Here is a 26227-nt window from a genome sequence, read left to right on the forward strand (position 1 = left end):
GCAATTAGGGCCAGATGCGCGGCATGAGCGACACACCCCCCGTCGATGCTCGCGCGCCGTTGCACCTCGGGCAGTCGAGCCGGCTGCCGGCCTCGCCCGAAGAGGCAACGCTCGATTACGTGCCGAACCCGCGCGACGACGCGCTTTACCTGGTGCGCTTCGCCGCGCCCGAATTCACCTCGCTGTGCCCGGTCACCGGGCAACCCGACTTCGCGCACCTGGTCATCGACTACGCGCCGGGTGACACGATCGTCGAATCGAAGAGTCTCAAGCTGTTCCTCGGCTCGTTCCGCAACCACTGCGGGTTCCACGAGGATGTGACCGTCGGGATCGGCCAGCGGCTGGAACACGAGATGCGCCCGCGCTGGCTGCGCATCGGCGGCTATTGGTATCCGCGCGGCGGTATTCCGATTGACGTTTTCTGGCAGACGGGCGCGCCGCCCGAAGGCCTATGGGTGCCTGACCAGGGCGTCTCCGGCTACCGGGGCCGCGGATGAGCGCCTCCCGCACCGAGACCGATACTTTCGGCCCGATCGACGTGCCGGCGGATCGCTTGTGGGGCGCACAGACGCAGCGCTCGCTGCAAAACTTCAAGATCGGCGGCGAGACCATGCCCGTGCCGCTGATCCGCGCGCTGGGTACTATCAAACGCGCGGCGGCGGAAGCCAACCGCGAGTTGGGCGTTCTCGAAGCCAGCTTGGCCGCGGCGATCGTCGACGCGGCGCAGGAAGTCATCGACGGCAGGCTCGACGAGGAATTTCCCCTCGTCGTCTGGCAGACGGGGTCGGGCACGCAGTCGAACATGAATGCCAACGAGGTGATCGCCAATCGCGCGATCCAGATGCTGGGCGGCGCGATCGGCTCGAAAAAGCCGGTCCATCCCAACGATCATGTCAACATGAGCCAGAGTTCGAACGATACCTTCCCGAGTGCGATCAACGTCGCGGTGGCGGGCGAGATCGTTCGCCACCTTCTGCCCGCCTTGCGCGCGATGCACGCCGATCTCGCCTCGAAGGCAGCGGAGTGGGCCGGCATCGTCAAGATCGGCCGCACGCATACCCAGGACGCGACCCCACTGACCTTAGGCCAAGAGTTCTCCGGCTACGCGGCTCAGGTGGAGGCCGCGATCGTCCGGATCGAATCGACGCTGCCCGGGCTTTTGGCGCTAGCGCAGGGCGGGACCGCGGTGGGCACCGGCCTCAACGCGCCCGCCGGCTTCGCCGATTTGGTGGCAGCGAAAATAGCCGGCATTACCGGCCTTCCGTTCGTGACCGCGCCTAACAAGTTCGCCGCCCTCGGGGCACAGGACGAGCTGGTGTTCGCCCACGGCGCGCTCAATGCGCTGGCGGCGGGCCTCAACAAGATCGCCAGCGACATACGGCTGCTCGGCTCGGGCCCGCGGGCTGGCCTCGGCGAACTGGCGCTGCCAGAAAACGAACCCGGCAGTTCGATCATGCCCGGCAAGGTCAACCCGACACAGGTCGAAGCGCTGACGCAGGTCTGCATCGAGGTGTTCGGGAATCATGCCGCGATCACCTTCGCCGGCAGCCAGGGGCAGTTCGAGCTCAACACCTATCGTCCGGTCATGGCCTGGAACGCGCTGCGCTCGATCCGCCTGCTCGCCGACTCGGCCGAGAGTTTCACCGAGCATCTCCTGCGAGGCCTGGAGCCGCGCCGCGACAACATCGCCCGCGGGGTCGAAAACTCGCTTATGCTGGTGACGGCGCTCGCTCCCGAGATCGGTTACGACCAGGCCGCTGCAATCGCCAAGAAAGCGCACAAGGAAGGTTCGACCCTGCGCGAAGCGGCGCTGGCAAGCGGGGTGGACGGACAGGATTTCGACCGTCTCGTGCGACCGGAGAAGATGGTCTAGACGTTCAGCTCGATCCACACGGGCGTGTGGTCGCTCGTCTTTTCCCAGCTACGCGGTTCGCGGTCGACCTCAGCGGCCCGCAGGCACTTTTTTAGCGACGGGCTGAGCAGGAAATGATCGATCCGTAGGCCGGCATTGCGGGCGAAGGCATTCCGGAAGTAATCCCAGAATGTATAGATCGTCTCGTCCGGGTGCATCGTGCGTAGCGCGTCGGTCCAGCCCTGATCAAGCAAGCGGAACCAGGCCGCGCGGACTTCCGGGGCGAACAGCGCGTCGTCGAGCCAGCGCTCGGGCTTATAGACGTCGCGTTCGGTGGGCATGACGTTGAAGTCACCCATGAGCACCACCGGCAGCTTGCTCTCGATCAGGCCTTGGGCGTGCTCGGTCAACCGCTCGAACCAGCGCAGCTTGTAGTCGAACTTCGGGCCGGGACGAGGGTTGCCGTTGGGCAGGTAAAGCCCGCCGAAGATCACCCCGTTGATGGCGGCCTCGATATAGCGGCTATGCGTGTCGTCCGGATCGCCGGGGAGGCCGCGCCGCGTCTCGTGGATTTCGCCCACCCGGCTGATCAAGGCGACACCGTTCCACCGGCTTTGCCCGTGCCAAACGACATCGTAGCCGAGCTTGCGGATCGGTTCGGTGGGAAACTTCTCGTCCGGCGCCTTTAGCTCCTGCAACGCGACGACATCGGGCTGCGCCGTCTCCAGCCAGCGCAGCAGCACCGGTAGCCGGCCGTTGACGCCGTTCACGTTGTAGGTGGCGATTTTCACATTGTGGCCAACGCGCAAAGCCCCTGAAAAGTGCCTCGCCGCCGGACTTGGCTAAGGGAGGATACCTAACCTTGAGGGACCGCTTCGTTAGGCATGAGTGTCGATGATGTGCGATTATCGCGGTTGCGCATCTCGCTCTTTCTCCGCCCCCGGAGCAGGCGGAAGACTCCCGCGCCGCCGCGCGGCGCCGCGTTCTGATGCGCGCCTCGATGCGGCTGCAGGGTCAGCTCGAGGAATGGGCGCTCACCGTGAAGGATTTGTCCGCCACTGGGATGAAGGCGCGCTCACCCGTCATCGTCAGGTCCGTCACCACGGTTGAAATCGGCTTGCCGAATATTGGTTGGGTACCCGGAACGATTGTCAGGATCGTGGCGACGATGCGATCGGCGTGCGGTTCCTGTCGGCTATCGATCCCGAGTTGGCACAAGTGCGCGTGAGCGGCAGTTATGGCGCAGCCCCTGAACCGATGGTGCATTTGCGCACTCTGTGAGCAGGCAGAAGAATGGTGCCGGCTGCAGGATTCGAACCCGCGGCCCCCTGATTACAAATCAGGTGCTCTACCAACTGAGCTAAGCCGGCGCCTGTACCCTTGCGAGGCAATAGGGCATCTTGAGCCTCGCCAATGCGACAAAGCGCGCCGGAGGTCCAGAGGTCAACTGCGCGCCACCGACCTTCGCGACCAGCAGGTCGAGCGCAAGGAAGCCCACCACGGTCGCAAGCGAGATAACGGCGATGGTACGTGCCGAGCCCCGGGCCTTCCCGGTGGCCACGCCGGCGGCTGCGATGTCGAGAACGTCGCCTACTGCCCGCATGAGGGACGGTGCCGGGCTGCGTGGCGCGGCGAGGACTGCGATACCGGCGGCGATCTCACGCGCGCCGAAGCCGCGGACGACGTTGGTTCCCTCCGGCACGCCATGTGCCGAGGCGATTTTGCGAGGGGCGAGCAACTCGGCAGCGCCCAGAGCGAGCGAGAAATAGCCGAGCGGACGAGCGAGTTGGGCAAAGTTACACGGGGGCAAGCTCCTTGGATTGCGACCAGACTGTTCGCCAACGGCGGCGGCGCGGCAAACGATCCGGAACTTGCAAAGGTTAGCTTCTCAGGGCGCGCCGAAGGTCCAGCCCTCGGTCATGGCAATGTCGTCGGTCATAGCTGGCGGACGCCAGTAGCGGGGCTCATGCGCGACCGTGCGCAGCCAGGCGGAAGCGAGCAGGGCGTCGGAGCGGTGGTCGTCGATCGGGCCTCGGCCCTTCATTGGGCGGCTGCCGATGGCGGTGAGCGCTTCGTTGAGTTCACCGTAGCTGCGCAATTTGCTGCGGCTCGCGGTGCGACCGGCGGCGATGGCCGCGATGGTCGTATAGATTTCCACCGCGACCGAACCATGCTCGGGCAAGGGGTCGAACGGCCATAGTGGGATATTGCCGTCCAGCCGGTGGAGCACGCGCATGCCGGTGAGGCTCGCCTTGCCGACCTGGCTGGCGCCGACCAGATTGAAGTTGCTTGTCGGGCGGCACCCCAATGCCGTCTGGCCGACCCGCTCGGTTACTCGCAGACGGCCGATGCCGCCGCCGAACAGGTCGCCCTCGCGCCCGCCGTGGCGGCGGTAATGGCGCGCGATGTCGGGATGGTCGACGAACCCGGACGCGGCGAGGTGCGGATCGGCTTCGCACATCTCCTCGACCAACGCCCAGAGCGAGCGGGCGTTTGACGGGCTTTCAGGCCAACCGGGGAAGTACGCGCCCGTGTCGGCGAAAGCCAACGAACCCGATATGTCGAGACCGACCAGCGTGTCGGCGGGCATCTTGTGCAGCAGCCAGTTGGCCACCTCGTGGCGCGACCAGCGGTGGCCCGGCCGCACGATCCGCGGCGCCGTGTCGCCAGCGTCGCAAATGGCCAGGGCAATGCCGGCGTGGCGCTCGCCCGCCGCGCCCGACCAGTCGATCGCCGCGAAGTGCTTGAACCGGTCCGGCCTCACCCGTCGGCGCGCTCGGCTCGCAGCTTGTTCCAGTACTCGATGCGCTTCCTGACCTCGCGTTCGAAGCCGCGCTCGACAGGTTCGTAAAAGGTCTGCCGCTCCATTTCCTCGGGCCAGTAATCCGCACCCGAAAAGCCCTCCTCCGCATCGTGATCGTAGGCGTAGCCCTTGCCGTAGCCGATGTCCTTCATGAGCTTGGTCGGCGCGTTGAGGATGTTCTGCGGCGGCATCAGGCTGCCCGTCTCGCGAGCGCTTTTCCACGCGGCCTTCTGGGCGAGGTAGGCGGCGTTCGATTTGGGCGCGGTGGCGCAATATAGGCAGGCCTGGACAATCGCGAGCTCTCCTTCAGGCGAGCCGAGAAATTCGTAGGTGTCCTTGGCGGCGAGGCACTGCACCAAGGCCTGCGGATCGGCGAGGCCGATGTCCTCGACCGCGGCTCGGACCAGCCGCCGCAACACGAACAGCGGCTCCTCGCCCGCCACCAGCATCCGCGCCATGTAGTAGAGCGCGGCGTCTGGGTCGGAGCCGCGCAGCGCCTTGTGCCACGCGGAGATGAGATTGTAGTGCCCCTCGCGGTCCTTGTCATAGACCGCCACCCGACGCTGGAGGAACTTGCCGAGTTCGCTCGGGTCGAGCGGATGGTCGATCTGCGCGGCGTATAGCGTTTCCGCTTGGTTGAGCAGGAAGCGCCCGTCGCCGTCGGCGCTGGCGACCAGAGCATCTCGCGCCTCCGGGGTCAGGGGAAGCGGCCCCTCGAGCGCCTCCGCCTTGTCGAGCAGCTTGCATAGGGCGGGTGTGTCGAGGCGGCGCAGGATCAGCACTTGCGCGCGGCTGAGCAACGCGGCGTTGAGCTCGAAGCTGGGGTTTTCGGTCGTCGCGCCGACGAGCGTGACCGTCCCGCGTTCGACGAACGGCAGGAAACCGTCCTGCTGCGCGCGATTGAAGCGGTGAATCTCGTCCACGAACAGGAGCGTGCGCTGGCCCGCCTGCGCCGCCTTGTCCGCCTCGGCAAACGCCTTCTTGAGGTCGGCAACGCCGCTGAACACTGCGCTGATCGCCACGAATCGCATGCCGACCGCGTCGGCGAGCAACCGCGCGATGCTCGTCTTGCCGGTACCAGGTGGACCCCACAGGATCATGCTCGAAAGGCGCCCGGCGGCGACCATCCGGCCGATCGCGCCTTCGGGTCCGGTGACATGCTCTTGGCCCACCACCTCGCCGAGCGCACCCGGCCGTAGACGATCGGCCAGAGGCGCATCGGGGCGGGGCTCGTCCCGCTCGGTCGGGAGGCTCTCGGGAAACAGATCGGCCATGGCAAGCGCAGATAGGAAATGCACCGGCGTTCGGCGAGGGTCTTGCAATTCGATAGTTCTAAGATATATCGTGAACCATCTTAGAAGGAATTAGAGATGCGGCACGATTGCTATGACAACGATGTGAAGCGGGCTTTCCGCGCGGCGATTAAGGCCAAGATGGCGGCCAAGATGGCATCCCGCATCGGTGGTCGCTGGGACAACGACGGCGTGTTCGGCCCCGATGGCCCTTTCGGACCGAGCGGACCCTTCGGCCCTTCCGGGCCCTTTGGCCCATCAGGTCCGTTTGGGCCAAGTAGCCCAGGCGGACGTGGACGCCGCGGGCGGATGTTCGGCCAAGGCGAACTGCGGCTCGCGCTGCTCAAGCTCCTTGCCGACCAGCCGCGTCACGGCTACGAGCTCATCAAGGCGATCGAGGAGGCGACCGATGGCGCTTATGCCCCGAGCCCGGGGGCGGTCTATCCGACGCTTCAGTTGCTCGCCGACGAGGGCGCTATCGAGGAAGTCGGCGACGAGAGCCCGCGCAAGGCCTTCGCCGCCACCGAGCAAGGCCGCGTCGAACTGGCCGACAAGGCCGACGAGGTCGAGGCGCTGTTCGCTAGATTGACCGAGCATGGCGAGAAACAGCAGCGCCACCGTTCGCCGCACCTTTTCCGCGCAATGGGCAACCTCGCGCAAGTGCTCAAGCACAAGGCGAAGGCGGGCGAACTGGACGAGAAAGCGATGAACGACATCGTCGACATGATCGATGAGATGGCCAAGCGTATCGAGCGCCTTTGATCGCCCGATTTGGCGCTCCCGCGGCGGCGTGGTATTTCCCGCCGCGGGCCGCCATGGAGGGGGAGAGCAATCATGAACGAGGCAACTATCGACGCGCCCGGCGTCTCGAAGACGCCGATGCATCTTTGGATCGTCGGTATCCTGTCGCTGCTGTGGAATGCCTTCGGCGGCTACGACTACACGATGACCCAGATGCGGGATCCGGGGTACCTTGGGATGGTGTCGGAGCAGATGGGTATGTCGGTCGCCGAGATCGGCGCTTTCTTCGACAGCTTTCCGGTCTGGGCGAACGTGCTCTGGGCCTTGGGCGTGTGGGGCTCGGTGCTTGGCTCGATCCTGCTGCTTGCCCGTTCTCGGCACGCTGTGACCGCTTTCCTGGTCTCGCTGATCGGGGCGGCGCTCAGCTTCATCTATCAGCTCACGCTCGACCTGCCGTCGGAGATGAACACTGGCATGAACAAGTTCATGCCGCTGGTCATTCTCGCGGCGATCGTGTTGCAGTTGTGGTATGCCCGTCGGCAGACCGCGACGGGGCTTCTGCGCTAGCTTCCCTTGGTCCGCAGCACGCGCAGGTAGGTGTCCGCCACCGCGCGGTTGATCGCGTCCCACTCGAATGCCTGCGCGCGCGTGTGTCCGGCCTCGCCATGCTCGCGCCGCAGGGCGGGTTCGTCGACGTAGCGCGACAGGCAGTCGGCAAAGCCGGCGACGTCGCCCGGCGGCACCAGGAAACCGTTGACGCCGGGCTCCACGAGACTGGCGGCGCCGGTCGCATCGGCGGCGACGACTGGCACCCCGCAAGCCATCGCCTCGAGCGTCACGTTGCCGAAGGTCTCAGTGACGCTCGGATTGAGCAGCACGTCCATCGAGGCGACCGCACGGCCGAGGTCGTCGCCGCCCTGGAAGCCGACAAAGCAAGCCTCTGGCATCTTCTCCTGGAACGCGACCCTGGCGGGACCGTCGCCGATGACCAGCACCTTGTGCGGCACCTTGCGGTTGCCGAGCTCCGCGATCACGGTGGCGAACTCGCCGAGCCCCTTTTCCAACACCAGCCGGCCGAGGAAGCCAACGACAACGTCATCGTCGGACAAGCCCAGCGATTGCCGCCACACGAGATCGCGCCGCCCCGGGTTGAACACCGTATGCTCCACGCCGCGGGACCATAGACCGATATCGTCGTTCATGCGCTGGGCGCGCAGCGTCTCGATCATGCTGGGGCTGGGAGTGAGCAGCGCGTCGCAGCGGCGGTACAGCTTGCGCAGCCAGGCCTCCATCGCCGGCTCCAGAAACCCCAGCTTGTAGTACCGCGGATAAGTCTCGAACCGGGTGTGCACGCTGGCGACGACCGGCAGGCCCCGGTCGCGCGCCCACTTGGCCGCCTCGCGCGCGGCGAAGTCGGGCGAGGAGATGTGGAGCAGGTGAGGCGCGAAGCGCTCGAGGTCCTCGCGCACTCGCGTTCCCATCCACGTCGGCACGCGATACTCGCTTCTTCCTGGGATGGCGATCGACGGCAGGCTGACGAGATCGCCCTGGGGCTCGAAAGGGGGAATGTCGACCGTCGGGGAATAGACCCGAACCTCGACGCCTTGCCGCAGGAGGTAGCGGACCAGCCGGTTCAGCGCCTTGTTGGCGCCATCCACTGTCATAGCGTAATTGCCGCTGAACAGCGCGATCCGGAGGTCTGCAAGCTGCATCGACCGGCCATAGAAAGGCGTCGGCCGTTTGGCGAGGGGACAATGGTCGACGCTTTCAGACCGGCTGTCTCACAATTATTATGCGCGCTTGACTTGCTGCGCCGCAACATTAGGGCGGCAAGCGGGCCACGCGGTCCCAACGCCGCGCGTGCTCTCTGCAAGGAGAGACTACATGACTGACCTCCCGCCGTTGCCGGCCATCAAGCCGGCGCGTCCGTTCTTCTCTTCCGGTCCCTGCGCGAAACCGCCAGGCTGGTCTCCTGACAAGCTGGCCAGCGAATCCCTTGGGCGTTCGCACCGCTCGAAGATCGGCAAGGCGCGCCTGCAATATTGCATCGATCTGATCCGCGAAGTGCTCGAGGTGCCCGATACGCACCGCATCGGCATAGTGCCGGGTTCGGACACCGGCGCGGTCGAGATGGCGATGTGGACGATGCTCGGCGCGCGCCCCGTCACCACATTGGCGTGGGAAAGCTTCGGAGAGGGCTGGGTGACCGACGCGGTCAAGCAACTTAAGATCGACCCCACGGTCATTCGTGCGGATTATGGCCTGCTGCCCGACCTCACCGAGGTCGATTGGTCGAGCGACGTGATCTTCACTTGGAACGGCACCACTTCGGGCGTGCGCGTGCCAAACGGCGATTGGATCGCCGCGGACCGAGAAGGGCTGTCCATCGCCGACGCCACCAGCGCGGTGTTCGCGCAGGACATCGCGTGGGACAAGGTCGATGTACTGACCTTCTCCTGGCAGAAGGTTCTCGGGGGCGAGGGCGCGCACGGGGTGGTGATCCTCGGGCCTCGCGCGGTCGAGCGGCTGGAAAACTACACGCCCGAGTGGCCGCTGCCGAAGGTGTTCCGCCTCGTCTCCAAGGGCAAACTCGCCGAGGGCGTCTTCAAGGGGGAGACGATCAACACGCCCTCGATGCTGGCGGTGGAAGACGCGATCTTTGCGCTCGAATGGGGCAAGTCGGTCGGCGGTCTGGCCGGGCTCAAGGCGCGCGCTGAAGCCAATGCCGCCGCGCTCGACAGAATCGTGCGGGATCGCAACTGGCTGGGTCACCTTGCCGAGGATCCGGCGAGCCGCTCCAACACCAGCGTTTGTCTCACCGTCGAAGGCGCGGACGAAGCGGTGATCAAGGCGATGGCCAAGCTGCTGGAAGAACAAGAAGCCGCCTATGACGTGGCGGGCTATCGCGATGCACCCCCAGGCCTTCGGATCTGGTGCGGCGCCACCGTCGACACTGCTGACATCGAGGCCCTCGGCCCTTGGCTCGACTGGGCCTACGCCACGGCGCGCGCCTGACTCCCTGCGCGGCCATCGCCGCACCACATCAGTTCAATTTTAAGGAGGCCACAATGGCCAAGCCCAAAGTCCTCATTTCCGACAAGATGGACCCCAACGCCGCGCGCATTTTCGAAGAGCGCGGATGCGATGTCGATGTGATCGTCGGCGAGAGCCCGGATGATTTGAAGGCGCGCATCGGCGAATACGACGGTCTCGCAATCCGCAGCTCGACCAAGGTCACGCGCGAGATTATCGACGCGGCGCCCAACCTCAAGGTGATCGGCCGGGCCGGCATCGGGGTCGATAACGTCGATATCCCTTATGCGAGCAGCAAGGGCGTGGTGGTGATGAACACCCCGTTCGGTAACTCGATCACCACCGCCGAACACGCGATCGCGCTGATGTTCGCGCTGGCCCGGCAAATCCCGGAAGCCAATGAGCAGACCCAGGCCGGCGAGTGGCCCAAGAGCGGGTTCATGGGCGTCGAAGTGACCGGCAAGACGCTGGGCCTGATCGGGGCGGGAAATATCGGTTCGATCGTCGCCAGTCGCGCGCTCGGCCTCCGGATGAAGGTGGTCGCCTACGACCCCTTCCTGACTGAGGAGCGCGCGGTCGAAATGGGGGTGGAAAAAGTCGACCTCGAGACGCTGTTGACGCGGGCAGACTTCATCACCCTGCACACCCCGCTCACGGACCAGACCCGCAATATCCTCAGCCGCGAGCGGCTCGAGAAGACCAAGAAAGGCGTGCGCATCGTCAACTGCGCGCGTGGCGGCCTGATCGACGAAGCGGCGCTGAAGGACGGTCTCGAAAGCGGCCACATCGCCGGGGCGGCGCTCGATGTGTTCGAGGCCGAGCCGGCGAAGGATTCGCCCCTGTTCGGCACCAAAAACTTCATCTGCACCCCCCACCTTGGGGCGAGCACGACCGAGGCGCAGGTCAACGTAGCGCTGCAGGTCGCAGAACAGATGGCTGATTTCCTCGTCAACGGCGGAGTGACCAACGCGCTCAACATGCCCAGCCTGTCGGCCGAGGAAGCGCCCAAGCTGCGCCCCTACATGAGGCTCGCAGAGAACCTCGGCAGCCTCGTCGGACAGCTGGCCCACGGCAATCTCACGCAGATTTCGATCGAGCGTGAAGGCGCCGCGGCCGAACTCGCCGGCAAGCCACTCGAGGCGGCGGTGCTCGCCGGGTTCATGCGCCGCCATTCGGACAGCGTGAACATGGTCAACGCGCCGTTCCTCGCCAAGGAGCGCGGGCTCGACGTGCGCTCGATCCGGCATGAGCGCGAAGGCGCTTACAACACGCTGATCCGCGTGACCGTCGGGACCAGTCAGGGCGACCGCTCGGTCGCGGGCACGCTGTTCGGGCAGGACAACGCGCGCCTGGTCGAGATCTTCGGCATCGGCATCGAGGCCGAACTAGCCGGGCACATGCTCTACATCGTCAACGAGGATACGCCCGGGTTCATCGGCCGCATCGGCACGCTGCTGGGCGAGGCGGGGATTAACATCGGCACCTTCAACCTCGGCCGCCGCGATGCGGGCGGCGAGGCGGTGCTGCTGCTGTCGGTCGACCAGTCGATCCCGAAGGAGATGATCGAGAAGGCCTGCGCACTTCAGGGCGTGAAGACCGTCATGGCGCTCGAGTTCTGACGGCGCTAGGCCGCCCGGCATGACCGATCCCGCCGCCGACCTGCTCCCCGTGGGGCTCGAGGACCGCTTGCCGGCCTCGGCTCGTGCGCTCACTGCTGCACGGCGGGCCGCGCTCGATGCGATGGACGCGCACGGCTACGACCGCGTGATCCCGCCGCTGGTCGAATTCGAAAAGTCGATGGCGGGCCGGATGAGCGGCGTGGCGACGCGGCGGATGTTCCGCTTCGTCGACCCTGCCAGTCTGCGCACGCTGGCCCTGCGGAGCGACATCACGGTGCAGGTCGGGCGCATCGCCGCGACCAGCCTCGCAGCCGAGCCGCGCCCGTTGAGGTTGTGCTACGCGGGCGAGGTTGCGGTGATTGCCTCGGACCAGCTCGATCCGGCGCGTCAGCGCCTCCAACTTGGCGCCGAGCTGATCGGCAGCGATACCGTCGCGGCGGCGGCCGAAGTCGTCGGCGTGGCGATTGAGGCCCTGTCCGCCGCGGGCGCCCGGGGTGTGTCGGTCGACTTCACTTTGCCCGATCTCGTCGACACTCTTTCGGCCAAGGCTTTCCCGCTGGCGGCCGGGCAGATCGAGGACGTGCGCCGCGAACTCGATGCCAAGGATGCCGGTGCGCTGAACGATGCTGGCGGGGAAGCATACCTACCCTTGCTCTATGCCGCCGGGCCGTTCCACGAGGCGATCGAGCGTCTTGCGGCGATCGACGCAGGCGGCGCGCTTGCCAGCCGCATCGCCGGCTTGCGCGAGATCGCGGGCCGCGTGGCCGGCAAGGCACGCATCACGCTGGACCCGACCGAGCGCCACGGCTTCGAATATCAAAGCTGGTTCGGCTTCACGCTCTACGCCGAAGGGGTTCGCGGAACGCTGGGCCGCGGTGGAACCTACCGGATCGGCGGCAGCGACGAAGCGGCCACCGGCTTCACCCTCTATATCGACCCCCTGGTAGACGCACTGCCCGCCGTGACTGCAGGTGACGTCCTCTACTTGCCCGTCGGTCACGATCCGCAGGTCGCCGCCCGGCTGCGCGCGATCGGCTGGCGCACTCGCAGCGCCCTCGCCGAGGGCGAGGATGCGCAAGCGCTCGGTTGCACCCACATGCTGGTTGGCAGCGAGACGCAAAGCCTCTAGCGCGCCCCCGCCGCCCCTCAGGTAAGGAACGCTAAGTTGGCCAACGTCACCGTGATCGGCGCCCAGTGGGGCGACGAGGGCAAGGGCAAGATCGTCGACTGGCTTGCCAGCCGCGCCGACGCCGTGGTGCGCTTTCAGGGCGGGCACAACGCCGGCCACACGCTCGTGGTGGGCAACACCACCTACAAGCTGAGCCTGCTGCCGAGCGGCATCGTCACCGGCACGCTGTCGATCATCGGCAACGGCGTGGTGCTCGACCCGTGGCACTTGCGCGAGGAAATCGCCAAGCTCGAAGGCCAGGGCGTGGAGATCAACGCCGACAACTTCGCCATCGCCGACAACTGCGCGCTGATCTTGCCGCTGCACCGCGACCTCGATGCTTTGCGCGAGACCGCCGCGGGCGCGGGCAAAATCGGCACCACCGGGCGCGGGATCGGCCCGGCTTACGAAGACAAAGTCGGCCGCCGCGCGATCCGCGTGTGCGACCTGGCGCACCTCGACCATCTCGAACCGCAGCTCGACCGGCTCTGCGCGCACCACGACGCTTTGAGGGCCGGATTCGATCAGCCTCCGATCGATCGGGAGGCGCTGCTCGCCGAGCTCCGCGAGATCGCGCCTTCGGTGCTGCAATACGCCCAACCGGTGTGGAAGCGGCTCAAGAAGGTCCGCAAGGCCGGCGCCAAGATCCTGTTCGAAGGGGCGCAGGGTGTCCTGCTGGACGTGGACCATGGGACCTACCCATTCGTCACGAGCTCCAACACCGTCAGCGGGGCCGCCGCCGCGGGCTCGGGCCTGGGACCCAATTCGACCGGCTTCGTGCTCGGCATCGTCAAAGCCTACACCACCCGCGTGGGCAGTGGCCCGTTCCCTACTGAGCTCGACGACGAGACCGGCCAGCGCCTTGGCGAGCGCGGCCACGAGTTCGGCACGGTCACCGGCCGCAAGCGGCGGTGTGGCTGGTTCGACGCGGTGCTCGTGCGGCAGTCCTGCGCGATCTCCGGCGTGACCGGCATCGCCCTCACCAAGCTCGACGTCCTCGACGGGTTCGAGACGGTGAGGATATGCACCGGCTATCGCTTGCGCGGCAGAATCCTCGATTACTTCCCCGCCCATGCCGCCGATCAGGCCGCTGTCGAGCCGATCTACGAAGAGATGGATGGCTGGCGAGAGACGACCGCCGGCGCTCGCTCGTGGGCCGATCTGCCGGCGCAGGCGATCAAGTACATCAGCCGCGTTCAGGAACTCATCGAGACTCCCGTAGCCCTGGTATCGACAAGCCCGGAACGCGAGGACACGATCCTCGTGCGAGACCCGTTTCTCGACTGAACAAGGCCGCAATTCATTGACTTAGGGTCTTCTTGTTCTACTCCTGTTCGCTTAGGTGGCAGCGGAGTGGTCGCGTGAATCAGGCGAATTTTTCCTATGGGGCGGGTGGGGCGGACGCACTTTCCTGCGTTGCGGGGTTGTACGCGGCCAGGCCGGCGGACGCCGCGCGGCTTGAAGAGGACATCGCCGCGGCGGGATACGGCGCGGTGGGCTTCGATCTCCTTGCAGAGCTGGCCGATGCCGAACCGCCATTGCCCGGCGACCTCCTGCTGGTCGATTGCCCGGTCGATGACGGGGCGATGATCGCTGCCTTGACCAAGCTCGATATTCGCGCGGCCGCGGCTCGCGTGCCGCTCATCGTGACCACCACGATGACGGCGCTCGAATCGGTGTTCGCGTGTCTCGATCAGTCGGGCGCCGAAGTGCTCGTCGATGCCACTAGGGGCGAACGCGTATTGGCTCTGGCGCGTGCGCTAACCAAGATTCCGCGGATGGCGGTGCGTGAACAGGACGAAGGCGATCGGATCACGCTGCTGCGTCTGACCGAACAGGTGGCGCAGATCGCCGCCCAGATCGACCGCCTCTCTGCCGGCGAGCCACGGGCGTTCAGGCTCGGGTCGCCCGTCGATGGCTTCGCGGGAGAGGGCGATGCCGAGCGCAGGCTCATCCGGCCTCCGCGGATGCCGCTACCCGACCCCAGGCTGGTACGGCGTGTCATCCGCCAGCGTCAATTGCGGGGGCAGTTCTTCGATCCCGCATTGTTCGCGGATCCCGCCTGGGACATTCTGCTCGATCTGACCGCCGCACGGGCCGAGCACACACGGGTGTCGGTAACCTCGCTGTGCATCGCCAGCGGGGTGCCGCCGACTACCGCGCTGCGCTGGATTGGCCAGATGACTGAAGCAGGGCTCCTGGAAAGGGTAGAGGACGACAGCGATCGCCGTCGGGCATTCATCCGGCTCAGCGACAAGGCGGCCGACGCCATGGCGCGCTATTTCGCGGAACTCGGCAGGGACGCAAAATCGGCCGTTTGAACACGTTGAAGGTTCGGCAACCAATTCGCTTTAGCGTGCCTTCTGGTCGCAGAGGGTGCCGAAGCCTTGATCGAAGTGCAAATCCAGAACGAGACTCACCAGTCCGAGCACACCATCCGGTTCGCCGCGGTGCCACGGATCGGCGAGGGCATTCGCCTGCGCGAGCCTGACGGTTGCTGGGCCAGCTACGATGTGCTCGACCTGTGGTACCAGAAGGCCGACTACGGCGACGTCTGGGTTCCCTACCTTCACGTCTGCATGACGCCCGCCGACAAGGCCGCGCTAGCCACGCCTTTCCCGGCGCAGCGTCCGATCGGCGATACCAGCGATGTCGACGAGCGTCCGGTCTATGGCGAAGAGGAGTTCGTGTCATTCACGGGTTGATCAAGCGCCTTAATCCGGAAGCCGGCGCAGTGCCGCCGCGCACTGCGATCGCCGAACCCGCGCCGGAGCCGACTACGCAGACGGGCCGCCGCACCTGCCTGCTGGTCGACGATTCGCGGATGATCCGCAAAGTCGCCCGCCGTATCGTCGAGAGCGTCGGCTACGTAGTGGTCGAGGCGGAGAACGGCGAAGAGGGCCTCGCCCGCTGCCGTGCGGCCATGCCCGATCTCGTGATCACCGACTGGAACATGCCGGTGATGACCGGCATCGAATTCGTCACCGCGCTGCGCGCAATTCCCGCCGCCCGGCCGCCGAAGGTCGTATTCTGTACCACCAACTCCGGCGCCAAGGACATCCACAAGGGCATCGCCGCCGGGGCGGACGAATACGTCATCAAGCCGTTCGACGAGGCAGCGATTGTCAGCCGCCTGCAGGCGATCGGCGCGGCCTGAGCACAGGATTCCTCCGCTCTAGCTGAATCAAGTGAATGTCCGCGATTGGTCGGAAAGCGGACGTCAGCCCCCCTCGGTCACCACGAAGGATGGCCGACCGTCACGCCTTGGCAGAGCGGTCCGGGCCAGCAGGACCCCCACGAGAAGAACCACTATCGCCAAGATCGCGCCCCTATTAGGCGCGGCGGTCGCAATAGTCAGGTTATCCAGTTGATCAACGCTCGCGAGATAAGCCTGAAGCCCTACCGCCAAAGGCCCCGAACCGGCCGTGAAGAGATACGGCCAGCCGTTCCTCCAGTCCTTGACGAACATGAGGAAGGCGATCGCCAGATTGACGTTGAGGCTCATTTCGCCCGCCGTCTGGAACCGGTAAAAGGTCTCTGGGCCCTCGATTCTGTAGGCGGGCGCGAATGCGATCAGTGCAAAGAAGATCGCCGGACCAAGAAAGATCAACAGGGTACTCATCAGAAAGGCACCATGCACCTTGCGCTGCTTTCTTAGGGCGAACGCGAGTACAAGAATTAAACCCAGCCAAAGGGTACCAACGATGTTTTGGACGATCAGGAAATCGGGCTGACCGCTTGCAATCGCCGATTGCGCACTATGCATTGCAAGGAACGCGGCTGAGCCAACTAGCAGCGGCCCGGCAACCAGAACTGCCAAGCCTACCCGGCGGTGGAGCTGCCACTTTCCTCGTGCCAGCAACAGCACTTGAGTGAACAGGAGGCCCATCCATCCGAATGTGGTAGCGACATGGAAATGATGGTGCGGTTCTGCACCCGCACGTGAACCTACATATACACTCCAGAAGCCCAGCACTCCGACAACCATCGTGGCCAGGACGAGCGTGATCTCCCCCGCATAAGGCCGGTACCGTTCCATACCACCCCCTTCCGCCCAGCTCTTTATCCGGCGCTTCGGTCCTTACCGAGACGCTGGCACGAGCAGGATCAGAGAGCAAGGGTATGGCTTCGCTTAGGCCGCTCCTCGCATGCCGCCTCGCCAGGCTTACTCCGACCTCGTCGCGTGGCACGAATGTCTGCAATTAAGTCGAAAGCGGACCTCAATATTCGCTTGGATCGATGGGCCGCAGGACAACTGTCAGGCCTGTGCGCCTTTCCGGGATGTTCGAGAGTCCGCATCTGATCGCGTCGGCTCGCGCGCGGGCGAGGATGGCTTCGGAGGTTTCGGGCCCGTGCGCGATGGTGTCCGCTTCGCCGAGCAGACGCGCCTGGCGGAGGGTGAGATCTTCCGGGTCCCTGCTCGTCAGCACGATCTCGACCGTCCGCGCCGCCGCCGGCTCGCGTTCGCTGGCCAGCCACCCGTCCACGCGCCCGAACGCGTCCTCCCGCAGCGGGTCGAGCACGCCGCCGGACGTGAGCGCGGCATCGAGCGCGCGGCGGCGCTCCGCGGGATCGGGGTAGCGCCGGCGCAGTGCCTCGCGGCTCGCGTTGAGGGCGTCAGCGAGCCGGCCCAGCGATTGCGGTATGAGCGCTTCCAATCGCAGCCGAAGCTGCTTTGCCAGACCCGCGGAAGCACCGCCGGTGCCTACCGCAACCAGCACCGGGTCGCGGTCGAGCACGCTCGGGACGGTGAAATCGCACAGCTCGGGCCGGTCGGTGACGTTAACCAGCAGGCCCTTGCCGCGAAGGCGGACGGCAGCCGCTTCCGCGGAGCGGGCATCGTCGATGGCGACGAAGGCGAGCCGCGCATGGTGCGCCTCTGGCTCCCCGCAACATACGCCGCCGGCGCGCTCTACCAGCCGCCGCTTGGCCTCCGCTGCCGGTCCGTCGCCGAGCACGACCACCCGCTGCCCCGCCACGCGGTGGAACAGCGGCAGGCTGCTCAGAGCCATTCGGGGACGCGCTCGGCATTCATGATCGCGTGCGGATCGATCCGATCCGCCACCACCGCGAACTTGTCGCCATCGACCAGTACTTCGGGCACGTAGCCGCGGCTGTTGTAGCTCGAGGCCATCGTCGCGCCGTAAGCCCCGGCGGTGCGGAACACCGCGAGGTCGCCGGCCCCGATCGCGTCGATCTCGCGGTCCATCGCGAAAGTGTCGCCGGTCTCGCAGATCGGGCCGACGATGTGCGCGGTCATCCGCTCGCCGGTCGGCGCGACAGCGTCGAAGTCGTGCCAGGCGCCGTACATCGCCGGGCGCGCGAGGTCGTTCATCGCCGCGTCGACGATCACGAACGGGGGCCCGTTGCCGCTGCGCTTCGAACGGATTACCCGTGTCAGGAGCACGCCCGCGTTGCCGGCGATTACCCGGCCGGGCTCGAAAGACAGCCGCACATTCCAATCGGCCGTGACGCGCGCGACCATCGCGCCGTACTCCGCGGGCGAGGGAAACACATCGTCCTTGCGATATGGCACGCCGAGACCGCCGCCGAGGTCGGCGTGAGTCACCGTCTGGCCCGCGGCGCGTAGCTCGGCGATCAGCGCCCCCAGCTTCTCGAACGCCGTCTCCAGCGGATCGAGGACTTGCAGCTGGCTGCCGATGTGCACCGCCACACCGCGCATCTCGAGGCCGGTTTCCGACGACAGCGCGGAGTAGATCGCCACCGCGCGGTCGAGCGGAACGCCGAACTTGTTCTCGCGCTTGCCGGTCGAGATCTTCTCGTGCGTGCGGGCGTCGACATCGGGATTGACCCGCAAGGCGCAGGCGACCCGCACGCCGCGCTCCGCGGCGATGGCGGCGAGTTCGCGGCCCTCTTCCTCGGACTCGATGTTGAACTGGCCGATGCCGGCTTCGATCCCCTGGATCAGTTCCAGGTGCGTCTTGCCGACGCCGGAAAAGACTATCTCGCTGGGCGCGATACCGGCGGCGAGCGCGCGGGTGAGTTCGCCGCCGCTGACGACGTCGGCGCCGTAGCCCTCCTTGGCGAGCACGCGCAGCACGGCGATGTTGGGGTTGGCCTTCACCGCGAAGGCGAGGTGCGGATCGCGCACGCCTGCCAGCCCTTCGCGAAACACCCGGGCATGGCGCACCAGCGTGGCGCGCGAATAGGCATAGACGGGCGTGCCCACCGCCTCCGCGATCGCGGGGAGGGGCACGTCTTCGACATGGAGAACGCCGTCACGGAACTGGAAATGGTCCATCGGCTGGCGCGTTAGCCGCGCTAGCGCTCCGGAGTCGAGCAAGCCTTGCTTGGGCCGCTATGCTCTGCGGTTATTCCGGGGGGAGGTCGAAGGGATCGTCTTCGCGCTCTTCCGACCGCTTGCGCAGCTCGACGGTGCGTTCGGGGGCGGCGTGGGGGTCGGGTTCGAGCAGCGCGGCCGCGTCAGGCTGGGCCTTGGCACCATAGGGCGCCGGCGGCAGTGATTGGCCGGCAACCGGTTCAAGATCGGTCTTCTGGCCGCATGCAGCAATGATTGTGACACTTACGAGGGCGATCAAGCGCTTCATTGCGGCTCCATCCCGAGCGCCTGGCGCGCTGCGGCTACCTGTTCCCTTACTCGCACCGGCGCCGTCCCGCCATAGCTGGCGCGCGCCGCGACGGAGCTTTCGACCGAAAGCGCGGTGAACACCCGCTCGTCGATCCGCGCATCGATTTTCCTGAGATCGTCGATGGTTAGCGCATCGAGCGGGATGCCGCGACCCTCGGCGAGCTTGACCGCCGCGCCGGTAATATGGTGCGCCTCGCGAAACGGCACGTCCGCCTCCCGCACCAGCCAGTCGGCGAGGTCGGTTGCGGTGGCATACCCCAATTCCGCCGCCTCCCGCATCCGCTCGATCCTGAACTCGCTGCCTTCGATCATCCCGGTCATCGCCGCGACCGACAGCGCGAGCAGGCCATGCGCCTCGAACACCGGCGGCTTGTCGTCCTGCATGTCCTTCGAATAGGCGAGCGGCAGGCCTTTCATAGTCACCATCAGGCTGGTGAGGCAGCCGACGATCCGCCCCGAGTGGCCACGCACCAGCTCGGCGGCGTCGGGGTTCTTCTTCTGCGGCATGATGCTGCTGCCCGTGCTCAGCGCATCCGGCAGGCGGACGAAGCCGAACGGCTGGCTTGCCCACAGTATCAGCTCTTCGGCGAGCCGCGACAGATGCAGCGCGCACTGCGCGGCAGCCATCAGGTAATCGAGTGCGAAGTCGCGGTCCGACACGCTGTCTAGGCTGTTGGCGGTGGGGCCCGTGAAGCCGAGCGCACGAGCGGTCGCTTCGCGGTCGATCGGAAAGCCGGTCCCCGCGAGGGCCGCGGCGCCGAGCGGACACTGGCCGGCGCGGGTATGCGCATCGACGAACCGCGAGCGGTCGCGCTGGACCATCTCGTAGTAGGCCATCAGGTGATGACCGAGAGTGACTGGCTGCGCAGTCTGCAGGTGCGTGAACCCGGGCATAACGGCATCGGCGAACTCGCCGGCGCGGCTCACCAGCGCAACCTGTAGCGCACCCAGTGCCCGATCTGTTTCCACGCAGGCTTCGCGCACCCACATCCGGAAATCGGTTGCCACCTGGTCGTTACGGCTGCGCGCGGTGTGCAGGCGCCCCGCAGCCGGGCCGATAAGTTCGGCGAGCCGGCTTTCGGTGACCATGTGGATGTCCTCGAGGTCCCAATCCTCGGGCACCCCATTTGCCTCGTACTCGCCGGCGATCCGGTCGAGCCCGGCGGCGATCGCGGTGGCATCCTCGGCACTCACGATGCCTCGCGCCCCGAGCATGGTGACGTGCGCCTTCGACGCGGCGATGTCTTGCCGCCAGAGCGCCTTGTCGAACGGGATCGAGGCGTTGATTTCGCGCATGATCGCGCTAGGCCCCTCGGCGAAACGACCTCCCCACATGGAGTTTGCTGTGTCATTGCGACTGTCTGTCACGCTGCTCGCCTCGGCCGCCCTGCTCGGCGGGTGCAGTAGGGAAGAGCCTCCGGAGGTGCAAGGCGAGGCGGAGGCCCAGGATTCGGCCGGCGCGCTGACCGGTGAGATCGACCGAACGCATGCCGGCGAATTGCTTCCGGCGGTTGCGCTGACGAACCCCGAGGGGGCGACGCTCAACACGGGTGCGCTGTCGGGCACGCCGGTTCTGCTGAATTTGTGGGCCACATGGTGCGCACCCTGCGTCGAGGAAATGCCCCTGCTCGATAAGCTCGCGGGCGATTACCAGGGCAAGCTGCGCGTGGTCGTTGCCAGTCAGGACCTGCAGGGCGCCGAGAAGGTCGTTCCCTTCTTCGCCAAGGCCAAATTCTCCCACCTCGAGGCCTGGCTGGACCGGGAGACGCTCCTTTCCACCGCGTTCGGCGGCGACGGGGTTCTGCCGACCACCGTCCTTTACGACGCCAGCGGTCAGGAGGTCGCCCGAGTGGTCGGCGGGTTCGACTGGCAAAGCCCGGAGGCTAAGGCCCTCGTCGACGAGACTATCGGGGGCTAGCGCGTGGGCGCTGACGGGCTCGAACCGCCGACCCTCTCGGTGTAAACGAGATGCTCTACCAACTGAGCTAAGCGCCCCACGCGGGTGGCGCTTCTAGTCGGGTTTCGCGCGGCGTCAATCGGGGCTAGGGCGGCCGTCGTGAAAACGCCCCGCATCCGGATACTCGCCACCGGCGGCACGATTGCGGGCAGCGCGGGATCGGCGATCGAGCGTTGTTACCGTCCGGGGCAGATCGGCGTCGCCCAGCTACTCGATGCGGCCCGCGAGCTAGGGCTCGCGGCGCAATTCGACGGGCATGACATCGCCGCGATCGGATCGCAGGATATCGGTTGGCCCCAGTGGAACGCACTCCATCGGGAGATTTCCGATGCGATGGCCGACGACGCCGTGGATGGTGTCATCGTCACCCACGGCACCGACACCGCCGAGGAGACGGCATTCCTGCTCGACTTGACGCTGCCGGCGGGCAAGCCGGTCGTTCTGGTCGGTGCGATGCGCCCGGCTGATGCAGTCGGAAGTGACGGGATGCGCAACCTCGCGAATGCGCTGCGAATTGCGGGAGACCCCGACGCGGCAAATCGCGGCGTGGTCCTGGTGATGAGCGATCATGTTTTCGCTGCGATCGACGTGCGCAAGGCGGGAACCGGCGGAGCCGAAGCGTTCCGGGGATTTCCCCGTGGACCGATCGGAAACGTCACGCCGACATCGCTCGACTGGTTCGGGCCGCCGGACCGGGTAGGCCACGCGGCGCGATTCGCCTGGCCCGAGGCGCTGCCGAAGGTAGCGATCGTGACGGCATATGCCGGCATGGATACCGATGCGGCCCTTTGTGCGCTCGCCGGCGGTGCCAGCGGGCTGATACTTGCCGGCCTCGGGCAGGGCAACGCGCCTGGTCCCGTGATTGCCGCGCTTGCCGGAGCAGGCGTGCCGGTGGTGCGCTCGAGCCGGGTGGATCAAGGCTCGGTCGACCGCAACCTCGAGGTCGACGACGACGCGCTTGGCTTCGTCGCCGCGCGGGCGCTAGGCCCGGCCAAGGCGCGCATCCTGCTGCAAGTGCTGATCGCCAGCGGGATCACCGATCCCGCGGCGATGCAGGCGGAATTCGACCGCCGCTAACCCCAGGGTGTGACGAGGTACTTCTCGCCGGTCTTCATCTGGCGATAGTCGCTCGCCGCGCTCTTCTCGAGCATCTGCTCCAGCGTGACCTTGGTCTTGTAGTGGCTCGCGAAGGTCGAGGTCAGCCCGGCGAGCACCCGCTGGCGCATGCGCAGCATCGTCTCGACCCCGGCCTGAGCGAGGAACGGTGTCAGCAACCAGCCCGACAGCGTCCAGCCGAAGCCGTAGCTCGGGGTAAGGATGGTCGGCCCGGTGTCGAGCCGGCCGTATATGAACATGCGCTTCTGCTGGTTGGAGCCGTAGCGATTGTAGTCCTTCATCTTGCCGACCGCGACCCGCTCCATCGCCTTGAAGCACGCATCGACCGTGGTGCCGCCGCCGATCGGGTCGAAGCCGTAGTAAGCGTCGGTGGCGTCGATCGCTTCCATCAGCTTGGCCATGAAATCAGGCGCGGAGGAATTGACCACCCACTTGGCGCCGAGATCGCGCAAGATCGCCTCCTGCTCGGGCTTGCGAACGATGTTGACGAGACCAATGTCGTCTTCCTGGCAGATCTTGACCAGCATCTGGCCGAGGTTGCTGGCAGCGGCGGCGTGGACGATCGCCTTTTGCCCGTCCATCTTGGCGTTCTCGACGAAGCCCAGCGCGGTCATCGGATTGACGAACGCGCTCGCGCCGACTTCCGACGAGAGCTCACCGAGCGGCAGGCACATCGCCGCATCGGCAATGGCGTATTGCGAGTAGGCATGGCCGGGCACGCAGGCGACGCGCTGGCCCATCAGCGCCTTGGCCATGTCGGAATCGCCGGTCGCGACCACGGTCCCCGCGCCCTCGTTGCCGACCGGCATGCGCTGGCCGTGCCGGCCCTTCATCGCCGAATGGAACGGCTCGGGCATCGTCGCGACCAGCTTGCCGGGCGAGTACTCGCCGTTCTCGAGGTCGCACTGGCCGAGCAGCAGCGCGAGGTCGCTCGGGTTGATCGGCGCGGCCTCCATCTTGACGAGGACCTGGTTGCCGGTTGGGTCGGGAAACTGGGTTTCCGCCACCTCCACTGTCAGCTTGCCGTCAGCGGCGAGGGTGGTGAAAAGCTGCTTGCCGGTGGTGGCCATGATCGAGTCTCCCAGTTTCGGTTTGCAACTTTGCTAGTCGCGCAGCGCGACGATGGCTAGCCCTCGCCGGGGTAGATCGCGCGGACGAAGTAGAGACCGTGGGGCGGGGCATTGAGACCGAGCTTCTGGCGGTCCTTAGCTTCGAGAACCTCGGCGATACGCGCGGGCTTCCAGCGACCCATGCCGACGAGGGCGAGGCAGCCCACCATGCTGCGCACCTGGTGGTGAAGGAAACTGCGCGCAGCGGCTTCGACCGTCACGTGATCGCCTACGCGCCGCACATCGAGCCGGTCGAGCGTCTTGACCGGACTCGCCGACTGGCATTGAACCGAACGGAAGGTGGTGAAGTCGTGTTTTCCGATCAGCGCTTGCGCAGCTTCCTGCATGGCATCGGCGTCGAGCTCAGGGCCAATCTGCCACGCGCGTCCCGCTTCCAGCGTCAGTGGCGCGCGGCGGTTGGTGATGCAGTATTCGTACGCGCGGCCGATGCACGAAAACCGCGCGTGCCATTCGTCGGACACCGCTTTGCAGCCCGTCACTGCGATCGGCGCGGGTCGCAGGTGGGCGTTGAGCGCCTCCATGAGCCGGAACGGTGCAATGTCCTTCGCCAGGTCGACATGCGCCCGCATCGCACGCGCGTGGACCCCGGTGTCGGTGCGCCCTGCGGCGTGCAGCGTCGTCCGCTCGCCGGCCACTGCGAATACCGCATCCTCGACCGCGCCTTGCACGGTGGGCGCGTTGTCCTGCCGCTGCAGGCCGGCGAAGGGCCCACCATCAAATTCGAGCGTGAAGGCGAAACGCGTCACCCGACGAGGGTGCCAGCCAGGATCGGCTTGCCGCGCAGGAAAGCCTCGACGCCCATCGCCGGCCTGCCAGCCCGCTGGACCAGGATCGGGCGCAGCGAAGCGTAGCCGCAGGCAACGGTCAGCCCGTCGTCGAGAGTCGTGCCCGGCTTGCCTTCGCGGGCGACAACTTGCGCCTGCAATACCTTGATCCGCTCGCCGTCGAGTTCGAACCAGGCGCCGGGGAACGGGGCAAGGCCGCGCACCTTCCGCTCGAGCGCTTCAGCATTGCTGGTCCAGTCGATCCGGGCCTCGGCTTTGTCGATCTTGGGCGCGTGGGTGGCTTCGAGATAGTCCTGCGGCTTGGCCTGCAGGTTCGGCAGGTCGTGCAAGGTCTCCACCATCAGCCGCGCGCCGATCTCGGCCAGTTCGGCGGTCAGTTCCCCGGCGGTTTTGTCGTCGACCGGCGTGCGCGCCACCGAGAGCATCGGGCCGGTGTCGAGCCCGGCCTCCATCCGCATGATCGTAACGCCCGTGACCGGGTCACCGGCCATGATCGCCCGCTGGATCGGCGCCGCGCCACGCCAGCGCGGGAGGAGGCTGGCGTGGACATTGAGGCAACCGCGTGCCGGGATATCGAGCACCGCCTGGGGAAGGATCAGGCCGTAGGCCGCCACCACTGCGATGTCGGGCGCGTATGCCGCCAGTCGCATCTGCGCCTCGGCAGGCCTCAGTGATTTCGGAGACAGCACCGGGATACCGCGGCGCTCGGCCTCGAGCTGCACCGCGCTCGGTTGTAGACGCTTTCCCCGGCCCGCCGGGCGCGGCGGCTGCGTGTAGGTGGCAACCACCTCGTGCCCGGCCTCCGCCAGCGCAATAAGCGTCGGCACCGCGAAGGCCGGCGTTCCCATGAACACGATGCGCATAACCGGGGGCCGTACCTTTCGTGGCGAGGCGCCAGCCCCTATCTCCCGCCCCATGGCATCGCAAGAGATCGAGACCCTCGCCTCCGCGCTGGCGAGGCTGCCCGGGCTGGGGCCACGGAGCGCGCGGCGGGCGGTGCTGTGGCTGGTCAAGCGCCGCGAGACGGCGCTCACCCAACTCGTCGCCGCGCTCGGGGAAGTGCGCGACAAGCTCGTCGAGTGCGCCACTTGCGGCAATGTGGACACGCAGAACCCCTGCGGCATCTGTGCCGACCCGCGCCGCGATCCTCGGTCGCTGTGCGTGGTGGAGGACGTAGCCGACCTGTGGGCGCTCGATCGCGCCAGGCTGTTCAGTGGGCGCTATCACGTGCTCGGCGGCCGGCTCTCAGCACTCGACGGGGTTGGACCCGAAGACTTGACCATCGGGCGCCTTATCGACCGTGTGGGGAAGGGCGGGATCGACGAAGTGGTCCTGGCGATGAATGCCACGCTCGAGGGGCAGACCACCGCTCACTACATCGCCGAGCGGATCGAGAGCTTTCCCGTGCGCATTACCCAGCTCGCTCACGGTTTGCCGGTGGGCGGGGAGCTCGACTATCTCGACGAGGGCACTCTGGCGCAGGCGCTGCGGGCACGGCGGCCCGTCGGCTAGCGCCCACTTGCCGTTCAGCGGTGCCGTGATTATCTGCCCGCCATGGCCATCCGTGAGATTCTCGAGGTGCCGGACCCCCGGCTGAAGACCGTGTCGACGCCTGTCGAGGTGTTCGACGACGAGCTCAAGACGCTCGTCTTCGACATGTTCGAGACGATGTACGACGCGCCGGGGATCGGCCTCGCGGCCATCCAAGTCGGCGTGCCGAAGCGCGTCCTGGTGATCGACCTGCAGCCCGAAGATCCCGACGCCGAGCCCGAGCCGTGCGATCATGACGGGCACCACCATCACCACCGGCCGACGATCAAGCAGCCGCGGGTCTTCGTGAACCCTGAAATCCTCGACCCGGCCGAGGACCTGGCGACCTACCAGGAAGGCTGCCTCTCGGTCCCCGAGATTTACGCCGACGTCGACCGCCCGGCGACCTGCCGCGTTCGCTGGCAGGACCTTGAGGGTACGTTCCATGAAGAGACGATGGAGGGGCTGATGGCCACCTGCATCCAGCACGAAATGGACCACCTCGAAGGGGTGCTCTTCATCGATCATCTCAGCCGGCTGAAACGGCAGATGGTGCTGAAGAAGCTGCAGAAGCTGCGCCAGGCGGCCTGA

Annotated in this window: 29 protein-coding genes and 2 tRNA genes; 15 read left to right on the forward strand and 16 right to left on the reverse strand. The window is 66.5% G+C overall.

The features are described 5' to 3' along the window. The first annotated feature begins 23 nt into the window (after positions 1-23). Complete coding sequence (gene queF / locus ACWPM1_RS05150; RefSeq protein WP_455693766.1) at positions 24-497, forward strand: preQ(1) synthase; 474 nt, start codon at positions 24-26, stop codon at positions 495-497. Continuing rightward, positions 494-1873 (forward strand): class II fumarate hydratase, encoded by a 1380-nt coding sequence (gene fumC / locus ACWPM1_RS05155; RefSeq protein ID WP_455693767.1) that lies wholly within the window; start codon positions 494-496, stop codon positions 1871-1873. The genes queF and fumC overlap by 4 nt, the downstream gene beginning before the upstream one ends. Here fumC and xth read toward each other — a convergent pair. From xth to ACWPM1_RS05185, 6 genes are all read right to left on the reverse strand, one after another. Beyond that, positions 1870-2643 carry an exodeoxyribonuclease III gene (gene xth, locus ACWPM1_RS05160; protein WP_455693768.1) on the reverse strand — a complete coding sequence of 258 codons (774 nt, stop codon included), beginning with the start codon at positions 2641-2643 and terminating at the stop codon, positions 1870-1872. The genes fumC and xth overlap by 4 nt on opposite strands. 223 nt (positions 2644-2866) lie before the next feature. Further along, positions 2867-3118, reverse strand: a complete 252-nt coding sequence (locus ACWPM1_RS05165; protein WP_455693769.1) for a hypothetical protein — start codon at positions 3116-3118, stop codon at positions 2867-2869. A 28-nt stretch (positions 3119-3146) separates the two neighbouring features. Further along, positions 3147-3222 (reverse strand) — tRNA-Thr (locus tag ACWPM1_RS05170). Continuing rightward, positions 3213-3662, reverse strand: coding sequence for a hypothetical protein (locus ACWPM1_RS05175; protein WP_455693770.1), 450 nt, complete (start codon positions 3660-3662; stop codon positions 3213-3215). Before ACWPM1_RS05175 ends, ACWPM1_RS05170 begins: the two co-directional genes overlap by 10 nt. 78 nt (positions 3663-3740) lie before the next feature. Next, complete coding sequence (locus tag ACWPM1_RS05180) at positions 3741-4616, reverse strand: hypothetical protein (protein WP_455693771.1); 876 nt, start codon at positions 4614-4616, stop codon at positions 3741-3743. Then, entirely contained in the window at positions 4613-5929 is a 1317-nt protein-coding gene (locus ACWPM1_RS05185) for a replication-associated recombination protein A (protein WP_455693772.1), read from the reverse strand. Before ACWPM1_RS05185 ends, ACWPM1_RS05180 begins: the two co-directional genes overlap by 4 nt. 96 nt (positions 5930-6025) lie before the next feature. Here ACWPM1_RS05185 and ACWPM1_RS05190 point away from each other — a divergent pair, with 96 nt between their 5' ends. Together ACWPM1_RS05190 and ACWPM1_RS05195 are read left to right on the forward strand one after the other, a co-directional pair. Then, positions 6026-6709 carry a PadR family transcriptional regulator gene (locus tag ACWPM1_RS05190; protein ID WP_455693773.1) on the forward strand — a complete coding sequence of 228 codons (684 nt, stop codon included), beginning with the start codon at positions 6026-6028 and terminating at the stop codon, positions 6707-6709. Positions 6710-6781: 72 nt separating this feature from the next. Then, a complete protein-coding gene (locus ACWPM1_RS05195) occupies positions 6782-7255 on the forward strand; it encodes a hypothetical protein (RefSeq protein WP_455693774.1) in 474 nt (157 codons plus the stop codon). On the opposite strand, the gene ACWPM1_RS05200 is transcribed toward ACWPM1_RS05195, so the two are convergent. Next, positions 7252-8400 (reverse strand): glycosyltransferase family 4 protein, encoded by a 1149-nt coding sequence (locus ACWPM1_RS05200; protein WP_455693775.1) that lies wholly within the window; start codon positions 8398-8400, stop codon positions 7252-7254. The two genes, ACWPM1_RS05195 and ACWPM1_RS05200, sit on opposite strands and share 4 nt — an antisense overlap. 172 nt (positions 8401-8572) lie before the next feature. Here ACWPM1_RS05200 and ACWPM1_RS05205 point away from each other — a divergent pair, with 172 nt between their 5' ends. The 7 genes from ACWPM1_RS05205 (at position 8573) to ACWPM1_RS05235 (ending at position 15665) form a co-directional block, all read left to right on the forward strand. Then, positions 8573-9703 carry a phosphoserine transaminase gene (locus ACWPM1_RS05205; RefSeq protein WP_455693776.1) on the forward strand — a complete coding sequence of 377 codons (1131 nt, stop codon included), beginning with the start codon at positions 8573-8575 and terminating at the stop codon, positions 9701-9703. A gap of 53 nt (positions 9704-9756) precedes the next feature. Next, entirely contained in the window at positions 9757-11340 is a 1584-nt protein-coding gene (gene serA / locus ACWPM1_RS05210; protein ID WP_455693777.1) for a phosphoglycerate dehydrogenase, read from the forward strand. A 19-nt stretch (positions 11341-11359) separates the two neighbouring features. After that, entirely contained in the window at positions 11360-12469 is a 1110-nt protein-coding gene (locus ACWPM1_RS05215) for an ATP phosphoribosyltransferase regulatory subunit (protein WP_455693778.1), read from the forward strand. A gap of 36 nt (positions 12470-12505) precedes the next feature. Further along, entirely contained in the window at positions 12506-13795 is a 1290-nt protein-coding gene (locus ACWPM1_RS05220) for an adenylosuccinate synthase (protein ID WP_455693779.1), read from the forward strand. A gap of 74 nt (positions 13796-13869) precedes the next feature. Continuing rightward, positions 13870-14829, forward strand: coding sequence for a winged helix DNA-binding protein (locus tag ACWPM1_RS05225; RefSeq protein ID WP_455693780.1), 960 nt, complete (start codon positions 13870-13872; stop codon positions 14827-14829). Positions 14830-14904: 75 nt separating this feature from the next. Further along, positions 14905-15213 carry a hypothetical protein gene (locus tag ACWPM1_RS05230; protein ID WP_455695126.1) on the forward strand — a complete coding sequence of 103 codons (309 nt, stop codon included), beginning with the start codon at positions 14905-14907 and terminating at the stop codon, positions 15211-15213. A gap of 47 nt (positions 15214-15260) precedes the next feature. After that, positions 15261-15665, forward strand: coding sequence for a response regulator (locus tag ACWPM1_RS05235; protein WP_455695127.1), 405 nt, complete (start codon positions 15261-15263; stop codon positions 15663-15665). 63 nt (positions 15666-15728) lie between these two features. Here ACWPM1_RS05235 and ACWPM1_RS05240 read toward each other — a convergent pair whose 3' ends face one another. The 5 genes from ACWPM1_RS05240 to argH form a co-directional block, all read right to left on the reverse strand. Continuing rightward, a complete protein-coding gene (locus ACWPM1_RS05240) occupies positions 15729-16547 on the reverse strand; it encodes a hypothetical protein (RefSeq protein ID WP_455693781.1) in 819 nt (272 codons plus the stop codon). Positions 16548-16728: 181 nt separating this feature from the next. Continuing rightward, entirely contained in the window at positions 16729-17520 is a 792-nt protein-coding gene (locus ACWPM1_RS05245; RefSeq protein ID WP_455693782.1) for a siroheme synthase, read from the reverse strand. Further along, positions 17511-18770, reverse strand: coding sequence for a diaminopimelate decarboxylase (gene lysA, locus ACWPM1_RS05250; RefSeq protein ID WP_455693783.1), 1260 nt, complete (start codon positions 18768-18770; stop codon positions 17511-17513). Before lysA ends, ACWPM1_RS05245 begins: the two co-directional genes overlap by 10 nt. Before the next feature lie 70 nt (positions 18771-18840). Continuing rightward, entirely contained in the window at positions 18841-19077 is a 237-nt protein-coding gene (locus tag ACWPM1_RS05255) for a hypothetical protein (RefSeq protein ID WP_455693784.1), read from the reverse strand. Beyond that, complete coding sequence (argH, locus tag ACWPM1_RS05260) at positions 19074-20453, reverse strand: argininosuccinate lyase (protein WP_455693785.1); 1380 nt, start codon at positions 20451-20453, stop codon at positions 19074-19076. The genes ACWPM1_RS05255 and argH overlap by 4 nt, the downstream gene beginning before the upstream one ends. On the opposite strand from argH, the gene ACWPM1_RS05265 reads away from it, so the two are divergent. Beyond that, entirely contained in the window at positions 20452-21036 is a 585-nt protein-coding gene (locus ACWPM1_RS05265) for a TlpA family protein disulfide reductase (RefSeq protein WP_455693786.1), read from the forward strand. The genes argH and ACWPM1_RS05265 overlap by 2 nt on opposite strands. Positions 21037-21040: 4 nt before the next feature. On the opposite strand, the gene ACWPM1_RS05270 is transcribed toward ACWPM1_RS05265, so the two are convergent. Next, positions 21041-21113, reverse strand: a tRNA-Val gene (locus ACWPM1_RS05270). Between the two features lie 61 nt (positions 21114-21174). On the opposite strand from ACWPM1_RS05270, the gene ACWPM1_RS05275 reads away from it, so the two are divergent. After that, positions 21175-22152: an asparaginase gene (locus tag ACWPM1_RS05275; RefSeq protein ID WP_455693787.1), complete on the forward strand. Its 978-nt coding sequence runs from the start codon at positions 21175-21177 to the stop codon at positions 22150-22152. Here ACWPM1_RS05275 and ACWPM1_RS05280 read toward each other — a convergent pair. The 3 genes from ACWPM1_RS05280 to fmt are packed head-to-tail and all read right to left on the reverse strand — an operon-like array spanning position 22149 to position 24969. Further along, complete coding sequence (locus ACWPM1_RS05280) at positions 22149-23261, reverse strand: zinc-binding dehydrogenase (protein ID WP_455693788.1); 1113 nt, start codon at positions 23259-23261, stop codon at positions 22149-22151. The two genes, ACWPM1_RS05275 and ACWPM1_RS05280, sit on opposite strands and share 4 nt — an antisense overlap. A gap of 56 nt (positions 23262-23317) precedes the next feature. Next, positions 23318-24067, reverse strand: coding sequence for a tRNA pseudouridine(38-40) synthase TruA (truA, locus tag ACWPM1_RS05285; protein ID WP_455693789.1), 750 nt, complete (start codon positions 24065-24067; stop codon positions 23318-23320). Continuing rightward, the gene (fmt, locus tag ACWPM1_RS05290) at positions 24064-24969 is read right to left on the reverse strand and encodes a methionyl-tRNA formyltransferase (protein WP_455693790.1); all 906 of its coding nucleotides are present in this window, start codon (positions 24967-24969) and stop codon (positions 24064-24066) included. The genes truA and fmt overlap by 4 nt, the downstream gene beginning before the upstream one ends. Before the next feature lie 52 nt (positions 24970-25021). Here fmt and recR point away from each other — a divergent pair, with 52 nt between their 5' ends. Together recR and ACWPM1_RS05300 are read left to right on the forward strand one after the other, a co-directional pair. Then, a complete protein-coding gene (gene recR / locus ACWPM1_RS05295) occupies positions 25022-25618 on the forward strand; it encodes a recombination mediator RecR (RefSeq protein WP_455693791.1) in 597 nt (198 codons plus the stop codon). Between the two features lie 42 nt (positions 25619-25660). Further along, positions 25661-26227 carry a peptide deformylase gene (locus tag ACWPM1_RS05300; protein WP_455693792.1) on the forward strand — a complete coding sequence of 189 codons (567 nt, stop codon included), beginning with the start codon at positions 25661-25663 and terminating at the stop codon, positions 26225-26227.

It is taken from the genome of Tsuneonella sp. HG249 (assembly GCF_053819205.1).